The organism is Mycobacterium sp. Dal123C01 (genome assembly GCF_052566995.1).
The window spans coordinates 5,172,263-5,198,417 of the sequence record NZ_CP199580.1 but is presented as its reverse complement, the minus strand read 5'-3'; the positions used below and the strand labels follow the sequence as shown (position 1 = coordinate 5,198,417).

The window sequence follows — 26,155 nt, the reverse complement described above, 5'->3', positions numbered from 1 at the left end:
TTCCATCTCCGGGCCGCGTCAGGTCAATGCCGACACACCGGCGTTGCCACCGCCGTCACAGAGGTAACACCAGGCACACTGGTAACAACAGGTTTTTGCTAAAGACGCCAGGAGGGCATGGCCGTGTACCGAGTCTTTGAAGCGCTGGATGAATTGGGCGCCATTGTCGAAGAAGCCCGCGGCGTGCCGATGACGGCGGGCTGTGTGGTGCCTCGTGGTGACGTGCTGGAGCTGATCGACGACATCAAAGATGCGATCCCCGGCGAACTGGACGACGCCCAGGACGTGCTGGACGCCCGTGACTCGATGCTGCACGACGCCAAGTCGCACGCCGAATCGATGGTGTCCTCGGCGACGACCGAGTCGGAGTCGATGCTCAACCACTCCCGCGCGGAGGCCGACCGGCTGCTTTCCGACGCCAAGTCGCAGGCCGATCGAATGGTGGGCGAGGCGCGCCAGCACAGCGAGCGGATGGTGGGGGAGGCTCGCGAGGAATCGATCCGCATCGCCACCGCGGCCAAACGCGAGTACGAGGCCAGCGTGTCTCGTGCCCAGGCCGAAGCCGACCGGCTCATCGAAAACGGCAACATCTCCTACGAGAAGGCCGTGCAAGAGGGCATCAAGGAGCAGCAGCGCCTGGTCTCGCAGAACGAGGTCGTGCAGGCGGCGAACGCGGAATCCACCCGTCTCATCGACACCGCACACGCCGAGGCCGACCGGTTGCGCGGTGAGTGCGACATCTACGTCGACAACAAGCTTGCCGAGTTCGAGGAGTTCCTGAACGGCACACTTCGTTCGGTGGGCCGTGGTCGCCACCAACTCCGGACGGCGGCCGGAACGCACGACTACGCGACCCGGTAGCCCTTAACGCTTGCCGGCGGCGTCGTAAGCTTTTTGCTATGGCGCGCAAACACACCACCACTGCGCAGCAGCATCCGGCCTCGCCGCTGGCGATTGACGTCGCGCGGCTGGGGCGACGCCCGGGATCGATGGTCACCCTGCGTAACACCGTGCCCAGCCCGTTGCGCATGGGACTGGACATGATCGCGATCCAGCAGGGCGCACCGCTGGACATGGATCTGCGGGTCGAGTCGGTGTCGGAAGGCGTGTTGGTCACGGGAACGGTGTCCGGGCCCACCTTCGGCGAGTGCTCCCGGTGCCTGGCCGAGGTCAACGGCCACGTGCAGGTCGGCCTGACCGAACTCTTTGCCTACCCGGCCAGCACCACCGAGGCGACCACCGACGAAGACGAGGTGGGCCGGGTCATCGACGACCGCATCGACCTCCAGCAGTTCGTCATCGACGCCGTCGGGCTCGAGCTCCCGCTGGTGCCGGTATGCCGACCCGATTGCCCGGGGTTGTGCCCGGAGTGTGGGGTGCTGCTGGCCAACGACCCCAGCCACCACCACGACACCATCGATCCGCGGTGGGCCAAGCTGGTGGACATGCTGTCCGACGATTCCGGCGAGCCGGATTCCTCACGGGGTGACCGGTGACCTCCCGGGAGATTCTGCTCGCCGCGCTCGGGGTCGACCTGCCCGAGGAGCTGCTCTCGTTGGCGCTGACCCACCGCAGCTACGCCTACGAGCACGGCGGACTTCCGACCAACGAGCGGCTGGAGTTCCTCGGCGACGCCGTCCTGGGCCTGATCGTCACCGACGAGCTCTACCACCGTCATCCCGACCGTTCCGAAGGTGATCTGGCCAAACTGCGGGCCAGTGTCGTCAACACCCTGGCGCTGGCCGAGGTGGGGCGAACACTGTCCGAAGGGGGACTGGGCAGTCACCTCCTGCTGGGGCGTGGCGAAGCGAACACCGGCGGGGCCGATAAGTCCAGCATCCTGGCCGACGGCATGGAATCGCTGCTGGGCGCCATCTACCTGCACCACGGAATCGAGGTTTCGCGTGAGGTGATCCTGCGGCTGTTCGGTCCGCTGCTGGACACCGCGCCGACACTGGGCGCCGGGCTGGACTGGAAGACCAGCCTGCAGGAGCTGACCGCGGCCCGCGGCCTGGGCGCGCCCTCCTACCTGGTCACCTCCACCGGCCCGGACCACGACAAGGAATTCACCGCGGTGGTGGTGGTGATGGAGACCGAATACGGGTCGGGTGTCGGCCGCTCCAAGAAGGAAGCCGAGCAGAAGGCGGCCGCCGCGACCTGGAAAACGCTGGAAGCGCTGGACACCGCGGGAAAAACGCCCGTCTAGATGCCCGAGCTGCCCGAAGTCGAGGTGGTGCGCCGCGGCTTGCAGGCCCACGTTGTGGGCAAGACGATCACCGCGGTTCGGGTGCACCACCCCCGCGCGGTGCGCCGCCACGAGGCCGGCCCCGCCGACCTCACGGCCCGGCTGCTCGGCGCGCGAATCGACGGAACCGATCGGCGCGGCAAATACCTGTGGCTGCTGCTGGGGGAGCCCGATACCGCGCTCGTCGTTCACCTCGGCATGAGCGGGCAGATGCTGCTGGGCGAGGTTCCGCGGGCCGACCACGTCCGGATCTCCGCGCTGCTCGACGACGGAACAGTGCTCAGCTTCGCCGACCAGCGGACCTTCGGGGGCTGGATGCTTGCCGACCTGATGGAGGTCGACGGCAGCGTGGTTCCGGAGCCCGTCGCTCACCTCGCGCGTGACCCGCTGGACCCCCGCTTCGATGCCGATGCGGTGGTGAAAGTGTTGCGGCGCAAGCATTCCGAGATCAAACGCCAACTCCTGGACCAGACCGTCGTCTCCGGGATCGGCAACATCTACGCCGATGAGGCGTTGTGGCGGGCCAAGGTTCACGGCGCGCGGGTGGCCGCCACGCTGAGCCGCGGCCAGTTGGTCGCCGTCCTGGACGCCGCCGCAGAGGTGATGAGCGAGGCACTCGGTAAGGGCGGGACCTCGTTCGATTCGCTGTATGTCAACGTCAACGGCGAGTCGGGCTACTTCGACCGATCCCTGGATGCCTATGGGCGCGAAGGCGAAAGCTGCCGGCGCTGCGGCGCGGTGATGCGCCGTGAGCGGTTTATGAACCGTTCGTCGTTCTACTGTCCGCGGTGTCAGCCGCGTCCGCGCAGTTAACATTTCTCGCGAAAAGCTGAGGCTAACCTCAGCATCGTGAGGTTATCCTTACCAGGATGATGAACCTCACGCGTCGGCGGAAATCGGCGCGGAACGCCGATCGTCTTTCGGGTTCGCCAACCGTTCTGGCCCAGCTGTCGCCGGGCGAGCGGGCAACCATCGTGGGCGTGGCGCCGGCGGCATCGCCGGTGGTCGCGGGTCGACTACGGCAGTTGGGATTTCGCCCGGCCTCCCATGTCGAGGTCATCCGCCGGGCGCCGATGGGCGACCCGACCATCTATCGGGTTCAGGACACCGAACTGTGCCTGCGCCGGCGCGAGGCGCGTCTGATCGAGGTCACCCCGGGCAGCGACGCATGACGTCCTGCCACGAGGAAGGCGGCGCCGCGGTCGCCGTCGCAGGGATGGCACGCATCGCTTTGGTGGGCAGTCCCAACGCGGGCAAGACTTCGGTGTTCAACCAATTGACCGGACTGCGCGCCAAGACCGGTAACTATCCGGGCGTCACGGTCGGACGCAGCGTCGGCATCACGAAGGTGGACGGCGTCGAGGTTGCCATCGAGGATTTGCCGGGCACCTACAGCCTCGACCCGATCAGTCCGGACGAGCAGGTGGTGGCCGACCTGCTGGGCGGCGAGGTCTACGGCGACGGCTGCCCCGATGCGATCGTCATCGTCGCCGACGCCACCACGCTGCACCGCTCGATCATTCTGGTGGCCCAGGTGCTGCGGCGCGACCTTCCGTGCCTGCTGGTGCTGAGCATGACCGACGAGTTGACCGCGCGCGGCGGCGGCATCTCCGTCGACGCCTTGTCGACGGCGCTGGGCGTGCCGGTCGTCCCGGTCGTCGCCAACCGCGGCGTGGGCATCGACACCCTGCGCGCCCAACTGACGTCCTTCGGCCGCTGGCTTCGGCCCCCGATCCTGCCTCCGGGTGACAACGACGCCATCGATGCGTGGGGTAGGTCGGTGCTGGATGCGGCCGATTACGTTGCGCCGAAACCGGATCGGCGCACGCGGGGGATCGACGCGGTCGTGCTGCACCCGCTGTGGGGGACCGTCATCTTCTTCGCGGTGATGTTCTGCTTCTTTCAGGTCGTCTTCACCATCGCCGCGCCACTGCAGGATCAAGTGGGCGATTGGCTCACCTGGCTCGGCGGACTGGTCAGCAACCACGTCGGCAACTACGTCGTGCGCGGACTGCTCGGCCAGGGGCTGATCGGTGGCGTCGGGACGGTGCTTCAATTCATCCCGCAGATCGTGTTGCTGTTCCTGCTGATCGCGCTGCTGGAGAACGTCGGCTACATGGCGCGCGCCGCATTCTTGATGGACCGGGTGATGGCGGCGACGGGATTGGAAGGCCGTGCCTTCGTTGCGATGCTGTCGTCGTTCGCCTGCGCGATCCCGGGGATCATGGCCACCCGGACGTTGCCGTCGTCGCGCGACCGGATCGCCACCATCATCACGGCGCCGCTGATGACCTGCTCGGCCCGGCTTCCGGTGTTCACCCTGCTGGTCGGCATCCTGGTGTCACCGAAGACCCAATGGGGCGGCCTGAGCGCGCAGGGCGTCGCGATGTTCGCGCTGTATGTGTGCGGCGGCACCTCGGCACTGATCGCCGCGGCGTTGTTCAAATCGACGATCCTGCGCAGCGATGTGCTGCCGTTCACGATGGAGCTCCCGCCGTACCGCTTCCCGTCGGCAAAAAACGTGCTGATCACGATGTGGGATTCGGCCAAGATGTTCTTGCGCAAGGCCGGAACGATCATCCTGGGCACATCAATCGTGCTGTGGGTGCTGCTCAATCTGCCGCCGCGCGAAGCCGAGACCGCGAAGATGTCGCCGACCGAGGCCACCGCCTACGTGATGGACCACAGCTGGGCCGCCGATGTCGGGAAGGCGATCGGCCCGGTGTTCAAACCGCTCGGTTTCGATTGGCATGTCAACATCGCCCTGCTCGGCTCCATGTCGGCGCGCGAAGTATTCGTGTCCACCCTGGGCCAGGTGGCGGCGGCAGAGAGCCCCGACGATCCGCACGAAGCGCTGGTCTCCTTGACCGACGACAACGGCCACAAGGTGTTCACCGCACCGACCGTCATCGCGCTGATGGCGTACTTCATCTATGCGCTGCAATGCATGTCCACCGTCGCGGTGATGCGCCGCGAAACCAACTCCTGGCGCTGGCCCGCGTTCGCGTGGTCCTACATGTTCGTCCTGGCCTGGGTGATGGCGTTTGCCGCCCGGTCGGTCGCGATTGCGCTGGGCGCATGATTCCGATCCACGCCACGGCCACCGAAAATCCGCGGCAGCTGCGCTGGGTGGTCGCACCGGATCGGCTGCCGCCGCGCGGCACCGTCCGCACCGCCCCGGGCCGGCTGGGTGCCTTGCTGGACGCCGCAGTGATCGACGAGCTTCTGGTGGGCGCCACCGGCATCCTGATCACGATCGGTGTGGCCAACAGCTGGCGTGAATTGGGTGACGACATACGTGCGGCGCTCAGTGCGGCACTCGCAGACCCGGCGGGCTGGGCGGTCGACGAACCACCCGCTCCCGAGTTGGAAACCGTTGTCGCGGAGCTTCTTTCCGGGTCGGTGGGCGCGCTCGCCGCCTCGCACGGCGGGTCGATCGAGCTGGTTTCGGTGGTTGGCCACACCGTGACCGTTCGGATGTTGGGCGCCTGCCACGGATGCCCGGGCGCGGCGTCCACGCTGCGCGACGTACTGCAGCGCGAACTATGCGAGCGTGTCGGCGAGCAGGTTGCGGTCTCGTGCGAAAACGATTCGGCGGCAATATCTTTGGGAAAGAAGCTGCTGTCGTTGGTGGTCCGCTGAGAGCGCGGCGGGCGTTCCCGGTAGAAATGAGCCATGACGGAACTGTGGGTCGAACGCACTGGATCGCGCCGCTACACCGGCCATAGCTCGCGCGGCGCGCAGGTTTTGGTCGGTTCCGAGGACGTCGAAGGCGTGTTCACCCCCGGCGAACTGCTCAAGATCGCGCTCGCCGCGTGCAGCGGGATGTCGAGCGATCACCCGCTGGCCCGTCGGCTCGGCGACGACTACCAGGCGGTGGTCCGGGTTTCCGGCGAGGCCGACCGCGACGAAGAGGTCTATCCGCTGCTCTCCGAAACCCTCGAGCTGGACCTGTCGGGATTGTCGGAGGACGACAAGGAGCGCCTGTTCGTCGTCGTCAACCGGGCGATCGACCTGGTCTGCACCGTCGGGCGCACGCTCAAATCGGGCACCATCGTCAAGTTCGACGTCGCCTCCCAAGCCGACAATGTCGGGTCCTGACGTCCGGCTCACCGCCTGGGTGCAGGGCTTGGTGCAGGGGGTGGGCTTTCGTTGGTGGACCCGCTGCCGGGCGCTGGAGCTCGGCCTCACCGGCTACGCGGCCAACCAGACCGACGGTCGCGTCCTGGTCGTCGCCCATGGCCCGCGGGAAGCGGGCAAGAAATTGCTAGATCTGCTGGAGGGCGGCGCGTCGTGGCCCGCCCGGCCGGGCCGCGTCGACAAGGTTGTCGCGGAGTGGTCGCAGCCGCAAGAACAGTTCGACGGATTCGTCGAGCGCTGATCACGAGCCGTCGCGGCCGCCGAGTCACAGCAGTCACAGCGGCACCGCCGGACCTTCCGTGGGTCTGGTCTCAGATGCGATATCGCCGGCGCTATCGCATTTGAGAAGGCAGTATCGCCTCTTTTTCAGTGACTGAAGTGGCCACTGTTGCCAGTGCGTCAGGCTGTGAACGACGGGCGAATTTCGGGCGAGCCGACACCCCTCGGTGACGGTGACACGGGCAATTTGGGCGGTAGTCTGGCTCGCCGTGTACCTCAAGAGTCTGACGCTGAAGGGCTTCAAGTCCTTCGCTTCGCCGACGACTCTGCGCTTCGAGCCGGGCATCACCGCCGTCGTCGGGCCCAACGGTTCCGGCAAATCCAACGTGGTCGATGCCCTGGCCTGGGTGATGGGGGAGCAGGGCGCGAAAACGCTGCGCGGCGGAAAGATGGAAGACGTCATCTTCGCCGGCACCTCGTCGCGTGCCCCGCTGGGCCGCGCCGAAGTCACCGTCACGATCGACAACTCCGACAATGCGCTGCCGATCGAGTACTCCGAGGTATCGATCACCCGGCGGATGTTCCGCGACGGCGCCAGTGAATACGAAATCAACGGCAGCAGTTGCCGTTTGATGGATGTCCAGGAGTTGCTGAGCGACTCCGGCATCGGCCGCGAGATGCACGTGATCGTGGGACAGGGCAAGCTCGACGAGATCTTGCAGTCCCGGCCCGAGGATCGCCGCGCGTTTATCGAAGAAGCCGCAGGCGTGCTCAAGCACCGCAAGCGCAAGGAGAAAGCCCTGCGCAAGCTCGACGCGATGCAGGCCAACCTGGCTCGGCTCACGGACCTGACCACCGAACTGCGGCGCCAGCTCAAACCCTTGGGCCGCCAAGCCGAGGTGGCCCGTCGCGCCCAGACCATCCAGGCCGACCTGCGCGACGCGCGACTGCGGCTGGCCGCCGACGACCTGGTCAACCGGCAGGTGCAGCGGGACGCGATCTTGGAGGCCGAGGCCACCATGCGCCGCGACCACGACGAGGCCGCCAGCCGCCTGGCCGTGGCTTCCGAGGAGCTGACCTCGCACGAGACGGCACTGGCCGCGCTCTCGGTGCGGGCCGAGTCGGTCCAGCACACCTGGTTCGGGCTGTCGGCGCTGGCCGAACGGGTGGGCGCCACGGTGCGCATCGCCAGCGAACGCGCACACCACCTCGATGTGGAGCCGGTGGCGCCCAGCGACACCGACCCCGACGCGCTGGATGCCGAGGCCGAGCAGGTCGCGGCCGCCGAGCGGCAGCTGCTTGCGGAACTGGACGCCACGCGGACCCGGCTGGACGCCGCCCGCGCCGAATTGGCCGAGCGTGACCGTGAGGCCGCCGAGGCCGACCGGGCCCATATGGCCGCCGTCCGTGCCGAGGCGGACCGGCGCGAGGGCCTGGCCCGGCTGGCCGGTCAGGTCGAGACCATGCGGGCCCGGGTCGAATCGATCGACGACACCGTCGCCCGGCTGTCCGAGCGCATTGAACAGGGTGCGGCCCGCGCGCAGCAGACCCGCGCGGAGTTCGAAACCGTGCAGGCCCGCGTCGGCGAATTGGATCAGGGCGAGGTCGGCCTGGACGAACACCACGACCGGACGGTCGCCGCGCTGCGACTGGCCGACGAGCGCGTCGCCGAGCTGCAGGCCGGTGAGCGGGAGTGCGAGCGCCGGGTCGCTTCGCTGCGGGCCCGCATCGATGCGCTCTCGGTGGGTCTCGAGCGCAAGGACGGCGCGGCATGGCTCACGCAAAACCACAGTGGTGCAGGGCTTTTCGGGCCGGTCGCGAAGTTGGTCAAGGTCCGTTCGGGGTACGAGGCGGCGCTGGCCGCGGTGCTCGGGTCGGCGGCCGACGCGCTTGCCGCCGAAAGCTTCGGCGCGGCCCGTTCCGCGGTTGCCGCGCTGAAGCAGGCCGACGGAGGCCGTGCGGCCCTGGTCCTGGGGGACTGGCCTGGCCCAGAAAACGATCACACCCCGACGGCCCCGCCGCTACCGGGCGGTGCTCTCTGGGCGCTCGACCTGGTCGAGGCACCGCAGCGGCTGCGCGGCGCGATGGTCGCCATGCTGTCCGGCGTCGCGGTGGTCGACGACCTGGGCGCGGCGCTGGATCTGGTGGCGGGCCGCCCGCAGCTGCGCGCTGTCACGCTCGACGGTGACCTGGTCGGCCGCGGCTGGGTGAGCGGCGGTTCGGACCGCAAACCCTCGACGCTGGAGCTCACCTCCGAAATCGACAAGGCCGGCAATGAGCTGGCCGCTGCCGAGTCGCAGGTGGCCCAACTCGGCGCCGCGTTGTCCGGCGCATTGACCGAGCAGCGCGGCCGTCAGGACTCCGCCGAGCAGGCGCTGGCCGCCCTCAACGAATCCGACACCGCGATCTCGGCGATGTACGAGCAGCTGGGCCGGCTCGGCCAGGACGCCCGGAGCGCCGAGGGAGACTGGAACCGGCTGCTGCGCCAGCGCGAGGAGCTGGAGGCGGGGCGCGCCCAGACGCTTGACGAGGTCACCGAACTCGAAACCCGGCTGCGCAATGCCCAGGAAAGCCACCTCTCGCCCGCGGAAGACTCCGTCGACCGTCAGCGGGTCACCACCGCGGCCGAGACCGCCCGGGGTGTCGAAGTGGAAGCCCGGCTTTCGGTGCGCACCGCGGAGGAACGAGCCAACGCCGTGCGCGGCCGGGCGGATTCGCTGCGGCGTGCGGCCGCCGCGGAGCGCGAGGCGCGGGTGCGGGCCCAGCAGGCACACGCCGCGCGACTGCGTGCGGCCGCGGTGGCGGCGGCGGTGGCCGATGCGGGGCGGCTGCTGGCGACGCGGTTGACCCAGGTGGTCGACGCGGCATCGCACATCCGCGACGCAATGGTCGCCGAACGGGAAGCGCGGTCGACGGCGATGGCGGCGGTGCGCAACGAGGTGCACACGCTGGGCGCCCGGGTGGCCAGACTGACCGATTCGCTGCATCGCGACGAGGTGGCCAACGCCCAGGCCGCGATGCGCATCGAGCAGCTCGAACAGACGGTGCTGGAGCAGTTCGGGATGGGCCCCGCGGATTTGATCGCCGAGTACGGCCCGCAGGTCGCGCTGCCGCCGACCGAGCTCGAGATGGCGGAATTCGAGCAGGCCCGGGAGCGCGGCGAGCAGGTGGTCGCACCCGCCCCGATGCCTTACGACCGGCCCACCCAGGAGCGGCGTGCCAAGCGGGCCGAGCGTGAGCTGGCCGAACTGGGCAGGGTCAATCCGCTGGCGCTCGAGGAGTTTGCCGCGCTGGAGGAACGCTATAACTTCCTGTCCACCCAGCTCGAGGACGTCAAGGCGGCCCGCAAGGATCTGCTCGACGTCGTCGACGACGTCGATGCCCGCATCCTGCAGGTGTTCAGCGACGCCTTTGTCGACGTGGAACGCGAATTCCGGGAAGTCTTCACGGTGCTGTTCCCCGGCGGCGAGGGCCGGCTACGGCTGACCAACCCCGATGACATGCTCACCACCGGCATCGAGGTGGAGGCGCGTCCGCCCGGCAAGAAGATCACCCGGCTGTCTTTGCTGTCCGGTGGCGAGAAGGCGCTGACCGCGGTGGCGATGCTGGTGGCGATCTTCCGCGCCCGCCCATCGCCGTTCTACATCATGGACGAGGTCGAGGCCGCGCTCGACGACACGAACCTGCGCCGCCTGATCTCGCTGTTCGAGCTGCTGCGGGCGCGCTCGCAGCTGCTCATCATCACCCACCAGAAGCCGACGATGGAGGTCGCCGACGCGCTGTACGGCGTGACCATGCAGGGCGACGGCGTCACCGCGGTGATCTCGCAGCGCATGCGCGGACAACAGGTGCAGCAGCTCGTCTCTACCTCTTCTTAGCGCCGCGCCCCGAGCGGGGGCGGCGGCTGCCGTTGTGAGTCGCCGTGAGTTCCAAGGCGTGGCCCTGAAACAATGTCAGCGTGTCCCAAGGTCTTTGGATCGCCATCGCCGTCGTTGCCGCCCTGATTGCCATCGCTGCGCTGGTCCTGGGGCTGTCCCGGTACCGCCGTCGGCGGATCAGCCTGACCCGGCCCGAACCGGGCGCGCTCGACCGTTCCGGGGGCTACACCGCGTCGTCGGGCATCACCTTCAGCCAGGGTGCGCCGACGCAGGATCGGATCGACACCAGCGGGTTGCCCGCCGTCGGGGACGACGCGACCATCCCTCGCGACGCGCCGCGGCGCACGATCTCCGAGGTACACCTGCCCACGCCGGAGGCCGAACCCGAGACCGTCCCGCCGCCTGCGCCCCCCGCGGCACCCGAAGCCCGCGCTGCGGCAGCACCCGAAGCCCCGCCGGCACCGGAGGTCCCCTCGGCGGCCGGGATCGACGAAATCGCACCCACCGACGGCCGGCTGGAACGCCTGCGCGGCCGGCTGGCCCGATCGCAGAACGCGCTCGGACGCAGCATGCTGGGCCTGATCGGCGGCGGCGACCTCGACGAAGACTCGTGGCAGGAGGTCGAGGACACCCTGCTGATCGCCGACCTGGGGCCGGTGGTCACCGAGTCGGTGGTCTCGCAGCTGCGCAGCCACCTGGCCAGCAGCAATGTGCGCACCGAGGCCGATGCGCGGGCCGTGCTGCGCGAGGTGCTGATCAGAGAACTGAGACCCGACATGGATCGCTCGATCCGTGCGCTGCCGCATGACGACCACCCGTCGGTCCTGCTCGTCGTCGGTGTCAACGGCACCGGAAAAACCACCACCGTCGGCAAGCTGGCGCGGGTGCTGGTGGCCGACGGCCGGCGTGTCGTGCTGGGCGCGGCCGACACGTTCCGGGCCGCGGCCGCCGATCAGCTGCAGATGTGGGCTGCCCGGGTGGGCGCGGAGGTGGTGCGCGGAGCAGAGGGTGCGGACCCGGCGTCGGTGGCCTACGACGCCGTCGACAAGGGCATCGAAGTGGGCGCCGACGTCGTGCTGATCGACACCGCGGGGCGATTGCACACCAAGGTGGGCCTGATGGACGAGCTCGACAAGGTCAAACGGGTGGTGACCCGCCGCGCCGCCGTTGACGAGGTGTTGTTGGTTCTCGACGCCACGATCGGACAAAACGGCCTGGCTCAGGCGAAGGTGTTCGCCGACGTCGTCAACATCACCGGCGCGGTGCTGACCAAGCTGGATGGAACGGCGAAGGGCGGCATTGTTTTCCGGGTGCAACAAGAACTCGGTGTGCCGGTGAAATTGGTCGGCCTTGGCGAAGGCCCCGACGATTTGGCGCCGTTCGAGACGGCCGCCTTCGTGGACGCCCTGCTCGGCTGAAATCGCTTACACTGCGGCCGTTTCGTTAATGACGCCGAAACACGGCGGCCCCATCTCGGAAACAACTATTGCGCAAGGTTCTGGATCAGGTCATCAGGCACATGTCTGATGACTTGTTCAGGGCCGACCGGAGGTGATAGCGAGTGAGTTTCCCAGTAATGGGCCAGCCCAATACCGGCGATACCGCCTGGATGCTGGCGAGTTCCGCGCTGGTGTTATTGATGACGCCAGGCTTGGCATTCTTCTATGGCGGTATGGTGCGCGCCAGAAGCGTGCTCAACATGCTCATGATGAGCATTAGCGCGATGGGCGTCGTGACGGTGTTGTGGGTGCTATATGGCTATTCCGTCTCATTTGGCACTGACAAGGCTAATTTCATGGGCGACCCCACCGAGTACTGGGGCCTGAAGGGTCTGATCGGGGGCAACGCTGTAGCCGCCGACCCGACCAAGGGCCTTGCGGCGACGGACATTCCGTTGGCCGGCACGCTGCCCGCGACCGTATTCGTGGCATTCCAGCTGATGTTCGCGATCATCACCGTCGCGCTGATCTCGGGCGCGGTGTCCGACCGCCTCAAGTTCAGCGCCTGGCTGGTGTTCTCAGGGCTGTGGGCGACGTTCGTGTACTTCCCGGTCGCACACTGGGTCTTCGCGTTCGACGGGTTCGCGGCCGAGAAGGGCGGCTGGATCGCCAACAAGCTGCACGCGATCGACTTCGCCGGTGGCACCGCGGTCCATATCAACTCCGGTGTGGCGGGCTTGATGCTGGCGATCGTGCTGGGCAAGCGCAAAGGCTGGCCCACCACGCTGTTCCGTCCGCACAATGTGCCGTTCGTGATGCTCGGTGCCGGCCTGCTGTGGTTCGGTTGGTACGGCTTCAACGCCGGCTCGGCCACCAGCTCCAATGGTGCCGCGGGTGCGACGTTCATGACGACCACGATCGCGACGGCCACGGCGATGCTGGCCTGGCTGCTCACGGAGCGCATCCGCGACGGCAAGGCGACAACGCTGGGAGCGGCGTCGGGCATCGTCGCCGGACTGGTCGCGATCACACCGTCGTGCTCGTCGGTTAATGCTCTGGGCGCTCTGGTGATCGGCTTGGTCGCCGGTGTGCTGTGTGCGCTGGCGGTCGGACTGAAGTTCAGGCTCGGCTTCGACGACTCGCTGGACGTGGTCGGGGTGCACCTGGTCGGTGGTCTGGCGGGCACGCTGCTGGTGGGTCTGCTGGCCGCTCCGGAGAGCGTCGCGATCAACGGCGTGACCGGCGTATCCAAGGGTCTGTTCTACGGCGGCGGCTGGGATCAGCTGGAGCGGCAGGCGGTCGGTGCGTTCTCGGTTCTGTTCTACTCCGGGATCGTCACCCTCATCCTGGCTCTGATTCTCAAGTACACGATTGGGCTGCGCCTCAGTCCTGAGTCAGAGGCCGCGGGTATCGATGAATCGGAGCACGCGGAGAGCAGCTACGATTTCGCAGTAGTCACCGGTTCGATTCTTCCGCATGCCAGTCTGCCGGACAGCTCTAATGGACTGGACGAAGCAGTTGCCGAGAAAGTGGAGGCAGACCAATCATGAAGCTGGTCACCGCAATCGTTAAGCCGTTCACGCTGGATGACGTCAAGACGAGTCTTGAAGAAGCGGGCATCCTGGGGTTGACGGTCAGTGAAGTCCAGGGCTACGGACGACAGAAGGGGCACACCGAGGTTTACCGGGGTGCGGAGTACTCGGTCGATTTCGTGCCGAAGGTGCGGATCGAGGTCGTCGTCGACGATTCGATTGTCGACAAGGTCGTGGACAGCATTGTCCGGGCGGCGCGCACCGGCAAGATCGGTGACGGCAAGGTCTGGGTCAGCCCCGTGGAAACCATCGTGCGGGTGCGCACCGGTGAACGCGGGACCGATGCCCTCTGACCCTAGCCATAGATTGTTGATCCAGGCCGGACGGGCCGGGAGGGTATGACAAACTACCCACCCGACCCGTCCGGGTCATCTGGAGCGGGAACAGCAAGCGCCGGCGGGGCAAGCAATTTGGCTGCCTCCCGGCGCAAACTGCTGGCAGATGGTGAGGGGCTGGATGCCGCCGCGCTGCGAAAAACGTGGCTGGATCTACACGAATCCTGGCTGGAAGCCAAGGCGGCCGAGATCGGGATCGACGATGGCAGTGGTTATTCGCTGGTCGGAGTCGGCGGCCTGGGGCGCCGCGAGCTGTTGCCGTATTCCGACCTTGACCTAGTTCTGTTGCACGACAACGTCTCTGACGACGTACTGCAAGAGGTCGCCGATAAGCTGTGGTATCCGTTGTGGGACGCCAACATTCGGCTCGATCACAGCGTGCGAACGGTGTCCGGTGCGTTGGGAGTGGCCAATTCCGATATGACGGCCGCCCTGGGCCTGCTGGAAGCACGCTACGTCGCCGGGGACGCCGGACTCGCGGCACAGCTGATCGATGGGGTACGACGCCAGTGGCGCAGTGCAATTCGGTCCCGGATGGACGAGCTCGTCGAAGTGACGAATGCCCGATGGCTGCGTTGCGGCCGGATTTCCCAACGGGCCGAGCCCGACCTGAAAACGGGTCGCGGCGGCCTGCGTGACGTGCAATTGATCAACGCGCTGGCGCTCGCGCAGCTCATCGACCGCCACAGCATGGCCAACCCGGACATGCCGGCGGGCTCGTTGGACGCCGCCCACCGCACCCTGCTCGATGTGCGCACCGAACTGCATCGGGTATCTGGCCGCGGACGCGATCAACTGCTGGCCCAGTTCGGCGACGAAATCAGCGCCAGGTTGGGCCTTGGCGATCGATTCACCTTGGCGCGCATGCTATCCAACGCGGGCCGGACCATCGCTTACCATTCCGAAACCGCCCTGCGCACCGCGCAAAACGCCTTGCCGCGGCGCGGGATTTCCGCCCTGGTGCGGCGCCCGAAGCGGCGACCGCTGGACGAAGGCGTGGTCGAGTACGACGGCGAAATCGTGCTTGCCCGCGAGGCCCAACCGGACACCGATGCCGGCCTGGTGCTGCGGGTGGCCGCCGCGTCCGCGGACAACAACCTGCCTATCGGGGCCGGCACGCTGAAGCGGTTGGCCGCCAGCGCCCCCGACTTGCCGACTCCCTGGCCGCGGGAGGCGTTGGACGACCTGCTGGTCGTGCTCCTGGCCGGCCCCCCGACGGTGAACACCGTCGAAGCGCTGGACCGCACCGGTCTGTGGGGCCGGCTGTTGCCGGAATGGGATGCCGTCCGCGACCTTCCGCCGCGCGACGTCTCGCACAAATGGACCGTGGACCGTCACATCGTCGAAACCGCGGTCAATGCGGCGCCGTTGACCACTCGCGTGGCTCGCTCGGACCTGCTCGCGCTCGGCGCGCTGCTGCACGACATCGGCAAGGGGCGCGGCGTCGATCATTGCGTCCTCGGGGCCGACCTGGTGATCCCGGTCGGCGAGCGGCTGGGACTGTCACCGCAGGACGTCGACACGCTGTCCGGCATGGTTCGCCACCACCTGCTGCTGCCCGTCACCGCCACCCGCAGCGACCTCAACAACCCCGAAACCATCGAGTCGGTGGCCGAGGCTCTGGGCGGGGATGCGCAATTGCTCGAACTGCTGCATGCGCTCGCGGAGGCGGACTCGAAGGCCACCGGGCCGGGGGTGTGGAGTGACTGGAAAGCCTCCCTGGTGGCCGACCTGGTGCGTCGCTGTCGACTGGTGATGGCCGGCGAGCCGCTGCCACAGGCCGAACCGACGACGCCGCATTACCTTTCGCTGGCCGCCGATCACGGTGTGCACGTGGAGATCACGCCCGGTGACGGGGAGCGCATGCGCGCGGTGATGCTGGCCCCGGACTGTCGGGGATTGATGTCGAAAGCCGCAGCCGTGCTGGCGCTGAACTCGTTGCGGGTGCACTCGGCGTCGGTCAACGTCCACGAGGGTGTCGCGATCGCCGAGTTCGTGGTGTCGCCGCATTTTGGTTCCCCGCCCGAACCGGGCCTGCTGCGACAGCAGTTCGTCGGTGCGCTGAACGGTGACGTCGATGTCCTCGGCACGCTCGAAAAGCGGCACAGCGACGCGGCCAGCTCGGCGATGGGTCGGGCCGGCGAGATTCAGGTGGGGGCGCCGCTGACGCGTTCGACCGCGCCGCCCCGCATCCTGTGGCTGGATACCGCCGCGCCCGGAGATCTTGTCGTCGAAATCCGTGCCATGGACCGGGTCGGGCTGCTCGCATTACTGGCGCAGGCGCTCGAGCGGGCGGGTGCAGACATCGCCTGGGCGAAGGTCAACACGTTCGGATCGACGGCGGCCGACGTGTTCAGTGTGACAGTGCCGGCTGAGTCGAACGGGGACCACGACACCACCGCGCGAGCTGCGATCGAGAAGCACCTGCTGGCGGTGTTGGGTGCCACCGCGGATGCGGTGGGCGACGAGCCCGTCCGCGATTAAGCCTTATTGCTCCGAATTCAATTGCCGCACAGCATCAATGCGCTCCCTGAGCTGGTCGCGGGTGGCGGCGGCGATCGGCGGCCCTCCGCAGCGCCGACGCAGTTCGTTGTGGATCCATCCGTGCGGCTTGCCGGTGCGGTGATGGGCCACCGACACCAGGGCGTTGAGTTCGCGGCGCAGCTCGCGGAGCTGACCGTGCATGGCACCCGACGGCGGGGGTGCCGCCTGCCCCGAGGCGGCCCGCTTCTGTAGCTGCTCGTCCTGGCGGCGGTGCAGCAGGGCCCGCATCTGGGTGGCGTCGAGCAGTCCCGGGATGCCGAGGTAGTCGGCCTCCTCGTCGCTTCCGGCCGGGGTGGCGGTGCCGAACGAGGAGCCGTCGAAGATGACCTGATCCAATTCGGCATCGGCACCTAACGAGGTGAAACCCTTTTCCAGCTCCGTCTTTTCGTCTTGCGCCTTGACGGCCGGGTCATCGAGGAGCGGGTCGTCAAGTGATTCGCGGTGCGGTTCGCCGAGCACATGGTTGCGCTGGGCTTCCAACTCACTGGCCAGCATCAGCAGGTTGGGCACCGACGGCACGAAGATGCTCGCGCTCTCTCCGGACCGCCGGGACCGCACGAACCGACCAATGGCCTGTGCGAAGAACAGTGGCGTCGAGGCGCTGGTCGCGTAGATCCCGACCGACAGCCGGGGTACGTCGACGCCCTCGGAGACCATGCGCACCGCGACCAGCCAGCGGCTGGTGCTCTCGGCGAATTCGCTGATGCGGGCCGACGATCCGGGGTCGTCCGAGAGCACGACCGTCGGCGCCTCACCCGTCAGCTTCGTCAACAGGGCGGCATACGCCCGGGCCGCGGTCTGGTCCGACGCGATGATCATGCCGCCCGCGTCGGGTACATGTGTGCGCAGCTGGCGCAGCCGCTGATCCGCGGCGGTGATCACCGCCGGCATCCATTCGCCGGCGGGGTCCAGCGCGGTGCGCCACGCCCGCGCCGTCTGCTCGGCGGACAGCGGCTCGCCCAGGCGTGCTTCGTGCTCTTCGCCGGCGCTGTCGCGCCAGCGCGCGAGACCGGAGTAGGCCAGGAACACCACCGGCCGCACCACACCGTCGGCAAGCGCTTCGGCATAGCCATAGGAGTGGTCGGCCTGCGAACGCCGCACCCCGTCGGCTCCTGATTCGTAGCTGACGAACGGGATGGGGCTGTCGTCGCTGCGAAACGGTGTGCCCGTCAAGGCAAGTCGGCGGGTGGCGTCGCTGAAGGCTTCCCGAATGGCGTCGCCCCAGGTCTTGGCGTCACCGCCATGGTGGATCTCGTCGAAAATGACCAGGGTTTTACGTTGCTCGGTGCGCACCCGGTGCAGCGTCGGATGCGATGCGACCTGGGCGTAGGTGACCATGACGCCGTGATACTCCGGCGAGGTCGCCGCGCTGGTGTTGGAGAACCGCGGGTCCAGGAAAATGCCGTACCGCTGCGCGGCCTGCGCCCACTGCACCTTGAGGTGCTCGGTGGGCACCACGACGGTGATCTGCTCGACGGCGCGAGTGCGCAGCAGTTCGGCGACCACCCGCAGCGCGAACGTCGTCTTCCCCGATCCGGGGGTGGCCACGGCGAGGAAGTCGCGCGGCTCGGCGGCCACATACTTCACCAACGCTCGGCGCTGCCAGCCGCGCAGTGGTTGGTTGTCGGCCGCGCCGCCGTCGATGGTCGCGTCGGCGGTGCTGACCGGCTGCATCGACACAGCTCCCCTCCGGCGCGTAGTTAGGGATCGCGCCTGAAAACGTGGAAAAACGCAAGTCCGGCCCGCGATGCTAACCGGCGTGACGGCGGGTGTGAAATGTAGCATGGCAACGCTTTTCGGCGCTGTAGCGACGCTGCCGGGTTATCCAGAAAGCTGGGAGGGGCTGGCTAAATCGCGGGTCTGCAGCCAGACGTTGATCCGTTCGGCGACGTCAGCCCAGCCCGGTTCGAGCATCATGTTATGGCCCATCGAGAAGAATTCCGGCTCGGTCGCATAGGCGCGCGCGGTGGCACGCACCTCGTCGACGCTGACGAAGCCGTCGTAGTGGGCGCCGAGCACCAGAATCGGGGTCTTGAGCCGCCGGGTCCGGACGCGGCGGAGCATCGGATCGATCATGGCGGCGCGAGTGCTCTCGGCTCCGGCGCGTCGCATGCAGGATTCGACGATCGCCTCGGGCGTGTCCGCGCAGAACAGGTACTCGCGGGTCAGCGCCGGGGTGGCGAGGAATTTCAGCAGCGTGCGGTCCGTCCAGGCCTCCATGGTCATCGACGGTCGACGGCGCCAGACGCGCAACGCCAAGGTGAGCACGCCCTGCGGCGGCACGGAGCCCACCAGCACCGCGGCCGGGGCGCTGTGCTGTTCGAGGTAGCGCTGGATCACGAAGCCGCCCAGGGAATGGCCGATCAGGACCGGCCCGCCGCCCAGGTCGTCCGCGACCGAACCGACGTCGTCGAGGTAGTCGGCGATGGAAACCTTGTGCAACGGCTTGGGTGTGGGGCTGGCGCCGTGCCCACGCAGGCTCATCGACACCGCGCGGTAGCCGGCGTCGGCGAAGTAATCCAGGAAATGGTCGTCCCAGCACCACGCGCCATGCCACCCGCCGTGCACGAAGAGCAACGGCACGGGATGGTCCTGGCTGCAGGATCCTTTGTCGATTACCTCGAGCATGAGCTGACATTTGCTGGCGGCGGCTTCTCCGTCAAGGGGCATCGCACTTCCCGAACGTGCGGCTAGCCGCACACTGGGCGTCGAGTGTGAAGCTGGCCGCACGCTCGCGGCGGTAGGGAGCCGCGGCTGACCCTCCACTAGGCTGGCGGGGTGTTTGAATCGCTGTCCGACCGGTTGACCGGTGCCCTGCAAGGGCTGCGCGGCAAGGGTCGACTGACCGACGCCGACATCGATGCCACCACCCGCGAAATTCGGCTCGCGCTGCTGGAAGCCGACGTGTCACTTCCCGTCGTGCGGGCATTCGTCGGCCGGATCAAAGACCGCGCCCGGGGCGCCGAGGTGTCCGGTGCTCTTAACCCGGCGCAGCAGGTCGTCAAGATCGTCAACGAAGAACTCGTCGGCATTCTCGGTGGCCAGACCCGCCAGCTGGCGTTTGCGAAGACGCCGCCGACCGTGGTGATGCTCGCCGGCCTGCAGGGTTCCGGCAAGACGACGCTGGCCGGGAAATTGGCCGCGTGGCTTCGCGGCCAAGGGCACACGCCGTTGCTGGTGGCCTGCGACCTGCAGCGGCCCGCCGCGGTCAACCAGCTGCAAGTGGTCGGTCAACGGGCCGGAGTGCCCGTCTTCGCGCCTCATCCCGGCGCCCCTTCAGGTGGGGAGTCCGAGGCCGGCCCCGGTGACCCCGTCGCCGTCGCGGCCGCCGGGCTCGCCGAAGCCCGTGCCAAGCATCACGACGTCGTCATCGTCGACACCGCGGGCCGGCTGGGCATCGACGACGAGCTGATGGGCCAGGCCGCGGCCATCCGGGACGCCGTCGACCCCGACGAAGTGCTGTTCGTTCTGGACGCGATGATCGGCCAGGATGCGGTCACGACTGCCGAGGCGTTCCGCGAGGGCGTCGGCTTCACCGGTGTGGTGTTGACCAAGCTCGACGGCGATGCCCGCGGTGGTGCCGCGTTGTCGGTCCGCGAGGTCACCGGCGTCCCAATCCTTTTCGCGTCGACCGGCGAGAAGCTGGAGGACTTCGACGTCTTCCACCCCGACCGCATGGCCAGCCGCATCCTGGGCATGGGCGACGTGCTCAGCCTGATCGAACAGGCCGAGCAGGTCTTCGACGCCGAGCAGGCCGAAGCCACCGCCGCCAAGATCGGCGCCGGCGAGCTGACCCTCGAGGACTTCCTCGAGCAGATGCTCGCGATCCGCAAGATGGGACCGATCGGCAACCTGCTGGGCATGCTGCCCGGCGCCGGTCAGATGAAGGACGCGCTGGCCGAGGTCGACGACAGCCAACTCGACCGGTTGCAGGCCATCATCCGCGGGATGACGCCGCAAGAGCGCGCCGACCCCAAGATCATCAACGCCTCGCGGCGGCTGCGCATCGCCAACGGTTCGGGCGTGGCGGTGTCCGAGGTCAACCAGCTGGTCGACCGCTTCTTCGAAGCCCGCAAGATGATGTCGTCGATGCTCGGCGGCATGGGCATCCCGGGCATGGGCCGCAAGTCCACGAACCGTAAAGCCAAGGGAGCAAAAGGCAAGAAGGGCAAAAAGGGGGGACGGGGTCCGACGCCACCCAAGGCCCGCAACCCGCTCGGAGCCGGCATGCCGGGGATGGCAGGGATGCCTCCGGGGTTCCCCGACCTGTCGCAGATGCCCGAAGGCCTCAACGAGCTGCCGCCCGGGTTGGCCGATTTCGACTTGTCCAAGCTGAAGTTCCCGGGCAAGAAGTAGCCGCACAGTGCCGATGCACGTGCGAGGTCGGACGTTGCCCGACGAGACCGAGATCGAGCTGTGGATCGTCGACGGCCATATCAGCGTGGAACCGATTGCCGGCGCCGACACCGTGTTCGATCAAGGCTGGATCCTGCCCGGCCTGGTGGACGCGCACTGCCACGTCGGGCTCGGCCACCACGGCGAGATCCCGCTCGATGACGCGATCGTTCAAGCCGAGGCTGAACGCGATGTCGGCGCGCTGCTGTTGCGCGACTGCGGCTCACCCACCGACACCCGCAGCCTCGACGACCACGACGACCTGCCCCGCATCATCCGGGCCGGAAAGCACCTGGCCAGACCCAAGCGCTACCAGGCCGGCTTCTCCGTCGAGCTGGAAGACGAAACGCAGCTGCCGGCCGCGGTGGCCCACGAGGCGCAGCGCGGTGACGGCTGGATCAAGCTGGTCGGCGACTGGATCGACCGCAGCGTCGGCGACCTCGCCCCGCTGTGGTCCGACGACGTACTCAAGGCCGCGATCGACACGGCTCACGCCCACGGTGCCCGGGTCACCGCCCACGTCTTCAGCGACGAGGCGATGCCCGGGTTGATCAGGGCGGGGATCGACTGCATCGAGCACGGCACCGGGCTCACCGACGACACCATCGCCCTGATGCTCGAGCACGGAACCGTATTGGTCCCCACCCTGATCAACATCATCGACAACTTCCCGGGTATCGCCGAGGCGGCGAAGCGTTACCCGACCTATGCCGCGCACATGCGCGATCTGTATGCGCGTTGCCCCGGGCGGATCGCGGCGGCCGTGGATGCCGGCGTGCCGATCTACGCCGGCAGTGACGCCGGCACGATGATCGCGCACGGCCGGATCGTCGACGAGGTCGAGGCCCTCAAGGGGATCGGGATGAGCCCCACCGCCGCGCTGGGGGCGGCGTGCTGGGATGCCCGTGCATGGTTGGGCCGGCCCGGCCTGGATCACGGGGCGTCGGCGGACCTGGTGTGCTACGCGCAGGACCCGCGGCAGGGTCCCGGTGTGTTGACCCAACCCGACCTGGTGATCCTGCGCGGCAACATGTTTCGGCCCTGAAGCATGCCGCGAGCCAGCCGGGCGCCAGATGGGCGCGGCAACGCGCCGGCGGATAGAATCTGCTGATGGCGTTGGCCAGCGGCGCGGTTTTTGCCGGTTATACCGTCGCGCGAAAGCTGGGATCCGGGGTGACTGGAGAGGTCTACCTTGTTCAGGATCCTCGTTCGGCGCGCTGGCAGGCCCTGAAGATCCTTTCGCTGGCCTTGTCGTCGGACAGTCAATTCCGCCGGCGTTTTCTGTCGGAGACCCCGACGGTGTCGAGTCTGTATCACCCGAACATCGTCGAGGTGCATGACCGTGGCGACTTCGACGGACAGCTGTGGACCGCGACGGACTACGTGGAGGGCAGCAACGCCGCGCAGCTCCTGAAGGATCGTTTTCCGGCGGTGTGGCCTGCCGGCGAGGTATTGGCGATCGTCACCGCGGTGGCCGACGCTCTCGACTATGCGCATCAACGCGGTTTGCTGCATCGTGACGTCAAACCGGCCAACATATTGCTAACCGGCCGCGGCGATGGCGAACAACGGATTCTGTTGTCCGACTTCGGAATAGCTCGGCAACTCGCCGATCACTCGGGGGTGGTCGGGTCTCATGTTCCGGCCGGCACGGTGGGTTACGCCGCGCCCGAACAGTTGATGGGCGCCGATATCGGTCGACGTGCCGATCAGTACGCGTTGGCGGCCACCGCCTTTCACCTGCTGACCGGGGCGCCGCCGACCGAATATCTCACTGCGGCCGCCGCGCTGCGGGAGCTGTTGAGCGGTACGCCGCCGAAACTGAGTGATCAACGCCCGGAGCTGGCTCGCCTGGATGGTGTGTTCGTGCGAGCCCTGGCCACCAGACCCGCCGACCGCTTCAAGACCTGCCGCGAGTTCGCCGACGCGGTCAACGAGGCGGCCGGCGATTTGAGCGGTGATCGCAGTCCGGAGGGTGTTCTTGTCCTGGATTACCCCGCCTACGGCTGGCCCGGGGACTCTGACATACCGGGCGTCGTACCGGGCGCCGCACCCCACCGCGCCGCCGGATCCGATGCAGAAGCCCCGGCCAGCCTGCCGACCAAGCGGCGGCCCCGCAAGATCGTGGTCGGTGCCGCGGCGATCGTGGTGCTCATCGGGCTGTTCGCGTTCGGCATTGTCACCGGGCGAAAGATGGAGTCGACCGCCGCGCGGGCGGCGAGCCCCCCGTCCAGCGCGTCGGCCGCGGCCGTCGCGCTACCGCCGCCCAGCGCCCAGTCCGGCCCGCCGACCCCGCTGGACGGCACCTATCGCCTCGAGGTCGAGCGCTCCAAGGAGACTTTCGACTACACACCCAGCCCTCAACCACCGGACGTCACGACCTGGTGGGCGTTCCGCTCGTCGTGCACGCCGTCGTATTGTTCGGCCGCCGCGATACTGCTGGACAACAACGATCACACCCAGCCGGCTACGGCGGGTGGCGGCCGTCCCGTGATCTTTCGGTTCACCGATGGTCAATGGCAGTCGCGGCCGGAAACGGAGCCGTTTCCGTGCGTGACGGCCAGCGGTCCGGCAAAGACGGAGACCATGGTGCAGACGCTGGTGCTGCGGCCCAACCCGCAGGGTGACCTGGTCGGCGAAATGGAGCTTGCCGTGCAAACCGACGAGTGCGGCCAGCGAGGGTCGATGGTCCGGGTCCCCGCCAAGCTCAGCCGCACCACCGACATGCCGGTCGGCGTCTACGTGCCGGATCCGGTATCGATTCCCGAAGCCACCAGCCTGCCGAGCGCGGGCGCACCCACAACGCCCAGCGCCCCGCAGGCACCACGGTCCAAGCCGGGTCGCTGACCCGGTTGACCGGCACTTTGTACGGGGGAGCCGCGCATCTGGAGAAAAGATTGCGAGTGCTCACTATCTATGATAGGTTCGCTGCATCAATCGACCTGGAGGCGACAGTGACTTACGACGTGATCATCCGCGACGGATTGTGGTTTGACGGAACGGGCAGCGCGCCGCACACCCGCACCCTGGGTATCCGCGACGGCGTGGTGGCCACGGTGACGGCCGGGTCGCTGGACGAGACCGGCTGTCCCGAGGTGATCGACGCGGCGGGCAAGTGGATCATGCCCGGCTTCCTCGACGTGCACACCCACTACGACGCCGAGGTGCTGCTGGACCCCGGCCTGCGCGAGTCGGTGCGCCACGGTGTCACCACGGTGCTGCTGGGCAACTGCTCGCTGTCGACGGTGTATGCGAGCACCGAAGACGCCGCCGACCTGTTCAGCCGGGTCGAGGCGGTGCCGCGCAAATACGTCCTCGGTGCGCTGGAAGACAATAGGACATGGACCACCGCCGCGGAATACATCGCGGCCATCGACGCGCTGCCACTCGGGCCGAACGTCGGCTCGCTGCTTGGACATTCGGACCTGCGCACCACGGTGCTGGGACTCGAACGCGCCACCGACGACACCGTCAAGCCCACGGCGGCCGAGCTGGAGAGAATGGCGACACTGCTCGAGGAGGCGCTCGAAGCCGGGATGCTCGGCATGTCGGGCATGGACGCGGCGATCGACAAACTCGACGGCGACCGCTTCCGGTCGCGAGCGCTGCCGTCCACCTTCGCGACCTGGCGGGAACGGCGCAAGCTGATCAAGGTGCTGCGCAAGCACGGCCGGATCCTGCAGAGCGCCCCCGACGTGGAGAACCCCGCATCGGCGCTGATGTTCTTCCTGACCAGTAGCCGGATCTTCGGTCGCGGCAAGGGAGTTCGGATGAGCCTGCTGGTCTCGGCCGACGCCAAGTCGATGCCGCTTGCGGTATACGTCATGGGGCCGGCGACTCGCCTGGCGAACAAGTTGCTGGGTTCCAGTCTGCGGTTCCAGCACCTGCCTGTCCCGTTCGAGTTGTATTCCGACGGAATCGACCTGCCGGTCTTCGAAGAGTTCGGTGCCGGCACGGCGGCCCTGCATCTGCGGGACCAGTTGCAGCGCAACGAGTTACTGTCCGACAAGGAGTACCGTCGCCGGTTCCGGCGCCAGTTCGACAAGCTCAAGCTCGGACCGTCGTTGTGGCACCGCGACTTCCACGACGCGGTCATCGTGGAGTGCCCCGATAAGTCGTTGATCGGCAAGAGCTTCGGCGCGATCGCCGACGAGCGCGGACTGCACCCGCTCGACGCGTTCCTCGATGTGCTCGTCGAAAACGGTGAACGCAACGTCCGGTGGACAACCATCGTGGCCAACCACCGGCCCAAGCTGCTCAACGCACTCGCCAACGAGGACAGCGTGCACATGGGTTTCTCGGATGCCGGTGCGCACCTGCGCAACATGGCCTTCTACAACTTCCCGGTGAAGCTGCTCAAGCGGACCCGGGATGCCTACCGGGCCGGCGCGCCGTTCATGTCCACCGAACGGGCCGTGCATCGTTTGACCGGCGAGCTGGCGGAGTGGTTCGGCATCGACGCCGGCACGCTGCGGCAGGGTGACCGTGCCGACTTCGTGGTGATCGACCCGGCCGGCCTCACCGACGAGGTCGACGCCTACCACGAAGAAGAGGTCCCCTTCTACGGCGGCTTGCGGCGCATGGTCAATCGCAACGACGAGGCCGTCGTCGCGACGGGCGTCAACGGCGCGGTGGTCTTCCGCGCGGGCCAGTTCCGCGAGGGCTACGGGCAGACCGTGAAGTCGGGCCGCTACCTGCGCGCGGGTGCGCGCAGTCAGCGCGAGCAGCGTTCCGCTGCGCTGGTGTGAGCGTCCGAAATGGCCAGGACTCAGCAGCAACGCCGTGAGGAGACCGTCGGGCGGCTCCTCGAAGCGTCCGTCACCAGCATCGTCGAGGTCGGCTACGCGCGGGCTTCGGCCGCGGTGATCACCAAGCGGGCCGGGGTGTCCGTCGGCGCCCTGTTCCGTCACTTCGAGACGATGAGCGACTTCATGGCGGCGACGGCGTCGGAGGTGCTGCGCCGGCAGGTGGAGTCATTCACCAAGCAGGTCGCCGAAATCCCGGCCGACCGGCCGGCGCTGGAAGCGGCGCTGACGATTCTGCGGGACATCACCGGCAGCTCGACGAACGCGGTGCTCTACGAACTGATGATCGCCGCGCGCACCGACGAGAAGCTCAACGCTCATCTGCGCGACGTCCTGGCGCAGTACACCGCGAAGATTCTTGACGCTGCGCGGGCACTCCCGGGTGCCGACGCCATCGGATCCGAGACGTTCCCGGTTCTGGTGGCGTTGCTGACGAACGTCTTCGACGGCGCGGCGATCGTGCGCGGGATTTTCCCGGAACCCGATATCGAGGAGCAACGAATTGCGTTGCTATCCGCGCTGATCACCGGATTGGTGCCGAATCAGGGCTCCTAGCAACGGGT

General features: G+C 67.7%; 21 protein-coding genes. 19 read left to right on the top strand and 2 right to left on the bottom strand.

Annotation, left to right across the window (positions count from 1 at the left end; all coding sequences use genetic code 11):
* Nucleotides 1-123: 123 nt before the first annotated feature.
* The 14 genes from sepIVA to ACTXG5_RS24365 all read left to right on the top strand — a co-directional run bounded on the left by sepIVA (nt 124) and on the right by ACTXG5_RS24365 (nt 16,332).
* Nucleotides 124-861, top strand: coding sequence for a cell division protein SepIVA (gene sepIVA / locus ACTXG5_RS24430; protein ID WP_445164572.1), 738 nt, complete (start codon nt 124-126; stop codon nt 859-861).
* Between the two features lie 38 nt (nt 862-899).
* On the top strand, nt 900-1,496 hold the full coding sequence (locus ACTXG5_RS24425) for a YceD family protein (RefSeq protein ID WP_445161241.1): 597 nt from the start codon (nt 900-902) through the stop codon (nt 1,494-1,496).
* Nucleotides 1,493-2,206 carry a ribonuclease III gene (gene rnc / locus ACTXG5_RS24420; protein ID WP_445161240.1) on the top strand — a complete coding sequence of 238 codons (714 nt, stop codon included), beginning with the start codon at nt 1,493-1,495 and terminating at the stop codon, nt 2,204-2,206. The genes ACTXG5_RS24425 and rnc overlap by 4 nt, the downstream gene beginning before the upstream one ends.
* Entirely contained in the window at nt 2,207-3,058 is an 852-nt protein-coding gene (gene mutM / locus ACTXG5_RS24415) for a DNA-formamidopyrimidine glycosylase (RefSeq protein ID WP_445161239.1), read from the top strand. It abuts the gene before it with no gap.
* Nucleotides 3,059-3,114: 56 nt separating this feature from the next.
* On the top strand, nt 3,115-3,417 hold the full coding sequence (locus ACTXG5_RS24410) for a FeoA family protein (RefSeq protein ID WP_445161238.1): 303 nt from the start codon (nt 3,115-3,117) through the stop codon (nt 3,415-3,417).
* The gene (feoB, locus tag ACTXG5_RS24405; protein ID WP_445161237.1) at nt 3,414-5,327 is read left to right on the top strand and encodes a ferrous iron transporter B; all 1,914 of its coding nucleotides are present in this window, start codon (nt 3,414-3,416) and stop codon (nt 5,325-5,327) included. The genes ACTXG5_RS24410 and feoB overlap by 4 nt, the downstream gene beginning before the upstream one ends.
* Nucleotides 5,324-5,887 carry a NifU family protein gene (locus tag ACTXG5_RS24400; RefSeq protein ID WP_445161236.1) on the top strand — a complete coding sequence of 188 codons (564 nt, stop codon included), beginning with the start codon at nt 5,324-5,326 and terminating at the stop codon, nt 5,885-5,887. Before feoB ends, ACTXG5_RS24400 begins: the two co-directional genes overlap by 4 nt.
* Before the next feature lie 33 nt (nt 5,888-5,920).
* On the top strand, nt 5,921-6,346 hold the full coding sequence (locus ACTXG5_RS24395) for an OsmC family protein (RefSeq protein ID WP_445161235.1): 426 nt from the start codon (nt 5,921-5,923) through the stop codon (nt 6,344-6,346).
* A complete protein-coding gene (locus tag ACTXG5_RS24390) occupies nt 6,333-6,626 on the top strand; it encodes an acylphosphatase (RefSeq protein WP_445161234.1) in 294 nt (97 codons plus the stop codon). The genes ACTXG5_RS24395 and ACTXG5_RS24390 overlap by 14 nt, the downstream gene beginning before the upstream one ends.
* Before the next feature lie 247 nt (nt 6,627-6,873).
* A complete protein-coding gene (gene smc, locus ACTXG5_RS24385) occupies nt 6,874-10,482 on the top strand; it encodes a chromosome segregation protein SMC (protein ID WP_445161233.1) in 3,609 nt (1,202 codons plus the stop codon).
* An 80-nt stretch (nt 10,483-10,562) separates the two neighbouring features.
* A complete protein-coding gene (gene ftsY / locus ACTXG5_RS24380; RefSeq protein ID WP_445161232.1) occupies nt 10,563-11,900 on the top strand; it encodes a signal recognition particle-docking protein FtsY in 1,338 nt (445 codons plus the stop codon).
* A gap of 158 nt (nt 11,901-12,058) precedes the next feature.
* Nucleotides 12,059-13,471 (top strand): ammonium transporter, encoded by a 1,413-nt coding sequence (locus ACTXG5_RS24375; protein ID WP_445164571.1) that lies wholly within the window; start codon nt 12,059-12,061, stop codon nt 13,469-13,471.
* The gene (locus ACTXG5_RS24370) at nt 13,468-13,806 is read left to right on the top strand and encodes a P-II family nitrogen regulator (protein WP_445161231.1); all 339 of its coding nucleotides are present in this window, start codon (nt 13,468-13,470) and stop codon (nt 13,804-13,806) included. The genes ACTXG5_RS24375 and ACTXG5_RS24370 overlap by 4 nt, the downstream gene beginning before the upstream one ends.
* A 45-nt stretch (nt 13,807-13,851) precedes the next feature.
* The gene (locus ACTXG5_RS24365) at nt 13,852-16,332 is read left to right on the top strand and encodes a [protein-PII] uridylyltransferase (RefSeq protein ID WP_445161230.1); all 2,481 of its coding nucleotides are present in this window, start codon (nt 13,852-13,854) and stop codon (nt 16,330-16,332) included.
* 3 nt (nt 16,333-16,335) lie between these two features.
* Here ACTXG5_RS24365 and ACTXG5_RS24360 read toward each other — a convergent pair whose 3' ends face one another.
* Both ACTXG5_RS24360 and ACTXG5_RS24355 read right to left on the bottom strand, forming a co-directional pair.
* A complete protein-coding gene (locus ACTXG5_RS24360; protein WP_445161229.1) occupies nt 16,336-18,066 on the bottom strand; it encodes a DEAD/DEAH box helicase in 1,731 nt (576 codons plus the stop codon).
* Between the two features lie 147 nt (nt 18,067-18,213).
* Nucleotides 18,214-19,020 carry an alpha/beta hydrolase gene (locus ACTXG5_RS24355; RefSeq protein ID WP_445164570.1) on the bottom strand — a complete coding sequence of 269 codons (807 nt, stop codon included), beginning with the start codon at nt 19,018-19,020 and terminating at the stop codon, nt 18,214-18,216.
* 150 nt (nt 19,021-19,170) lie between these two features.
* Between ACTXG5_RS24355 and ffh the strand changes: the two genes are divergently transcribed.
* The 5 genes from ffh to ACTXG5_RS24330 all read left to right on the top strand — a co-directional run bounded on the left by ffh (nt 19,171) and on the right by ACTXG5_RS24330 (nt 26,147).
* On the top strand, nt 19,171-20,748 hold the full coding sequence (gene ffh / locus ACTXG5_RS24350; protein WP_445161228.1) for a signal recognition particle protein: 1,578 nt from the start codon (nt 19,171-19,173) through the stop codon (nt 20,746-20,748).
* A gap of 13 nt (nt 20,749-20,761) precedes the next feature.
* Entirely contained in the window at nt 20,762-21,832 is a 1,071-nt protein-coding gene (locus ACTXG5_RS24345; protein ID WP_445164569.1) for an amidohydrolase family protein, read from the top strand.
* Nucleotides 21,833-21,897: 65 nt separating this feature from the next.
* On the top strand, nt 21,898-23,634 hold the full coding sequence (locus tag ACTXG5_RS24340) for a serine/threonine-protein kinase (RefSeq protein ID WP_445161227.1): 1,737 nt from the start codon (nt 21,898-21,900) through the stop codon (nt 23,632-23,634).
* 89 nt (nt 23,635-23,723) lie between these two features.
* The gene (locus ACTXG5_RS24335; RefSeq protein WP_445164568.1) at nt 23,724-25,535 is read left to right on the top strand and encodes an N-acyl-D-amino-acid deacylase family protein; all 1,812 of its coding nucleotides are present in this window, start codon (nt 23,724-23,726) and stop codon (nt 25,533-25,535) included.
* 9 nt (nt 25,536-25,544) lie between these two features.
* The gene (locus tag ACTXG5_RS24330) at nt 25,545-26,147 is read left to right on the top strand and encodes a TetR/AcrR family transcriptional regulator (RefSeq protein WP_445161226.1); all 603 of its coding nucleotides are present in this window, start codon (nt 25,545-25,547) and stop codon (nt 26,145-26,147) included.
* Nucleotides 26,148-26,155 lie beyond the last annotated feature (8 nt).

Excerpts from the sequence above, each read along its gene's own strand:
- ACTXG5_RS24330 (WP_445161226.1), top strand. The coding sequence starts at position 25,545 with ATGGCCAGGACTCAGCAGCAACGCCGTGAGGAGACCGTCGGGCGGCTC.
- ACTXG5_RS24365 (WP_445161230.1), top strand. The coding sequence starts at position 13,852 with ATGACAAACTACCCACCCGACCCGTCCGGGTCATCTGGAGCGGGAACA.
- ACTXG5_RS24370 (WP_445161231.1), top strand. The coding sequence starts at position 13,468 with ATGAAGCTGGTCACCGCAATCGTTAAGCCGTTCACGCTGGATGACGTC.
- ACTXG5_RS24390 (WP_445161234.1), top strand. The coding sequence starts at position 6,333 with ATGTCGGGTCCTGACGTCCGGCTCACCGCCTGGGTGCAGGGCTTGGTG.
- ACTXG5_RS24340 (WP_445161227.1), top strand. The coding sequence starts at position 21,898 with ATGGCGTTGGCCAGCGGCGCGGTTTTTGCCGGTTATACCGTCGCGCGA.
- ACTXG5_RS24395 (WP_445161235.1), top strand. The coding sequence starts at position 5,921 with ATGACGGAACTGTGGGTCGAACGCACTGGATCGCGCCGCTACACCGGC.
- ACTXG5_RS24355 (WP_445164570.1), bottom strand. The coding sequence starts at position 19,020 with ATGCTCGAGGTAATCGACAAAGGATCCTGCAGCCAGGACCATCCCGTG.
- mutM (WP_445161239.1), top strand. The coding sequence starts at position 2,207 with ATGCCCGAGCTGCCCGAAGTCGAGGTGGTGCGCCGCGGCTTGCAGGCC.
- ACTXG5_RS24400 (WP_445161236.1), top strand. The coding sequence starts at position 5,324 with ATGATTCCGATCCACGCCACGGCCACCGAAAATCCGCGGCAGCTGCGC.
- ACTXG5_RS24375 (WP_445164571.1), top strand. The coding sequence starts at position 12,059 with ATGGGCCAGCCCAATACCGGCGATACCGCCTGGATGCTGGCGAGTTCC.
- ACTXG5_RS24425 (WP_445161241.1), top strand. The coding sequence starts at position 900 with ATGGCGCGCAAACACACCACCACTGCGCAGCAGCATCCGGCCTCGCCG.
- ACTXG5_RS24345 (WP_445164569.1), top strand. The coding sequence starts at position 20,762 with ATGCACGTGCGAGGTCGGACGTTGCCCGACGAGACCGAGATCGAGCTG.
- ACTXG5_RS24360 (WP_445161229.1), bottom strand. The coding sequence starts at position 18,066 with ATGCAGCCGGTCAGCACCGCCGACGCGACCATCGACGGCGGCGCGGCC.
- feoB (WP_445161237.1), top strand. The coding sequence starts at position 3,414 with ATGACGTCCTGCCACGAGGAAGGCGGCGCCGCGGTCGCCGTCGCAGGG.
- ACTXG5_RS24410 (WP_445161238.1), top strand. The coding sequence starts at position 3,115 with ATGATGAACCTCACGCGTCGGCGGAAATCGGCGCGGAACGCCGATCGT.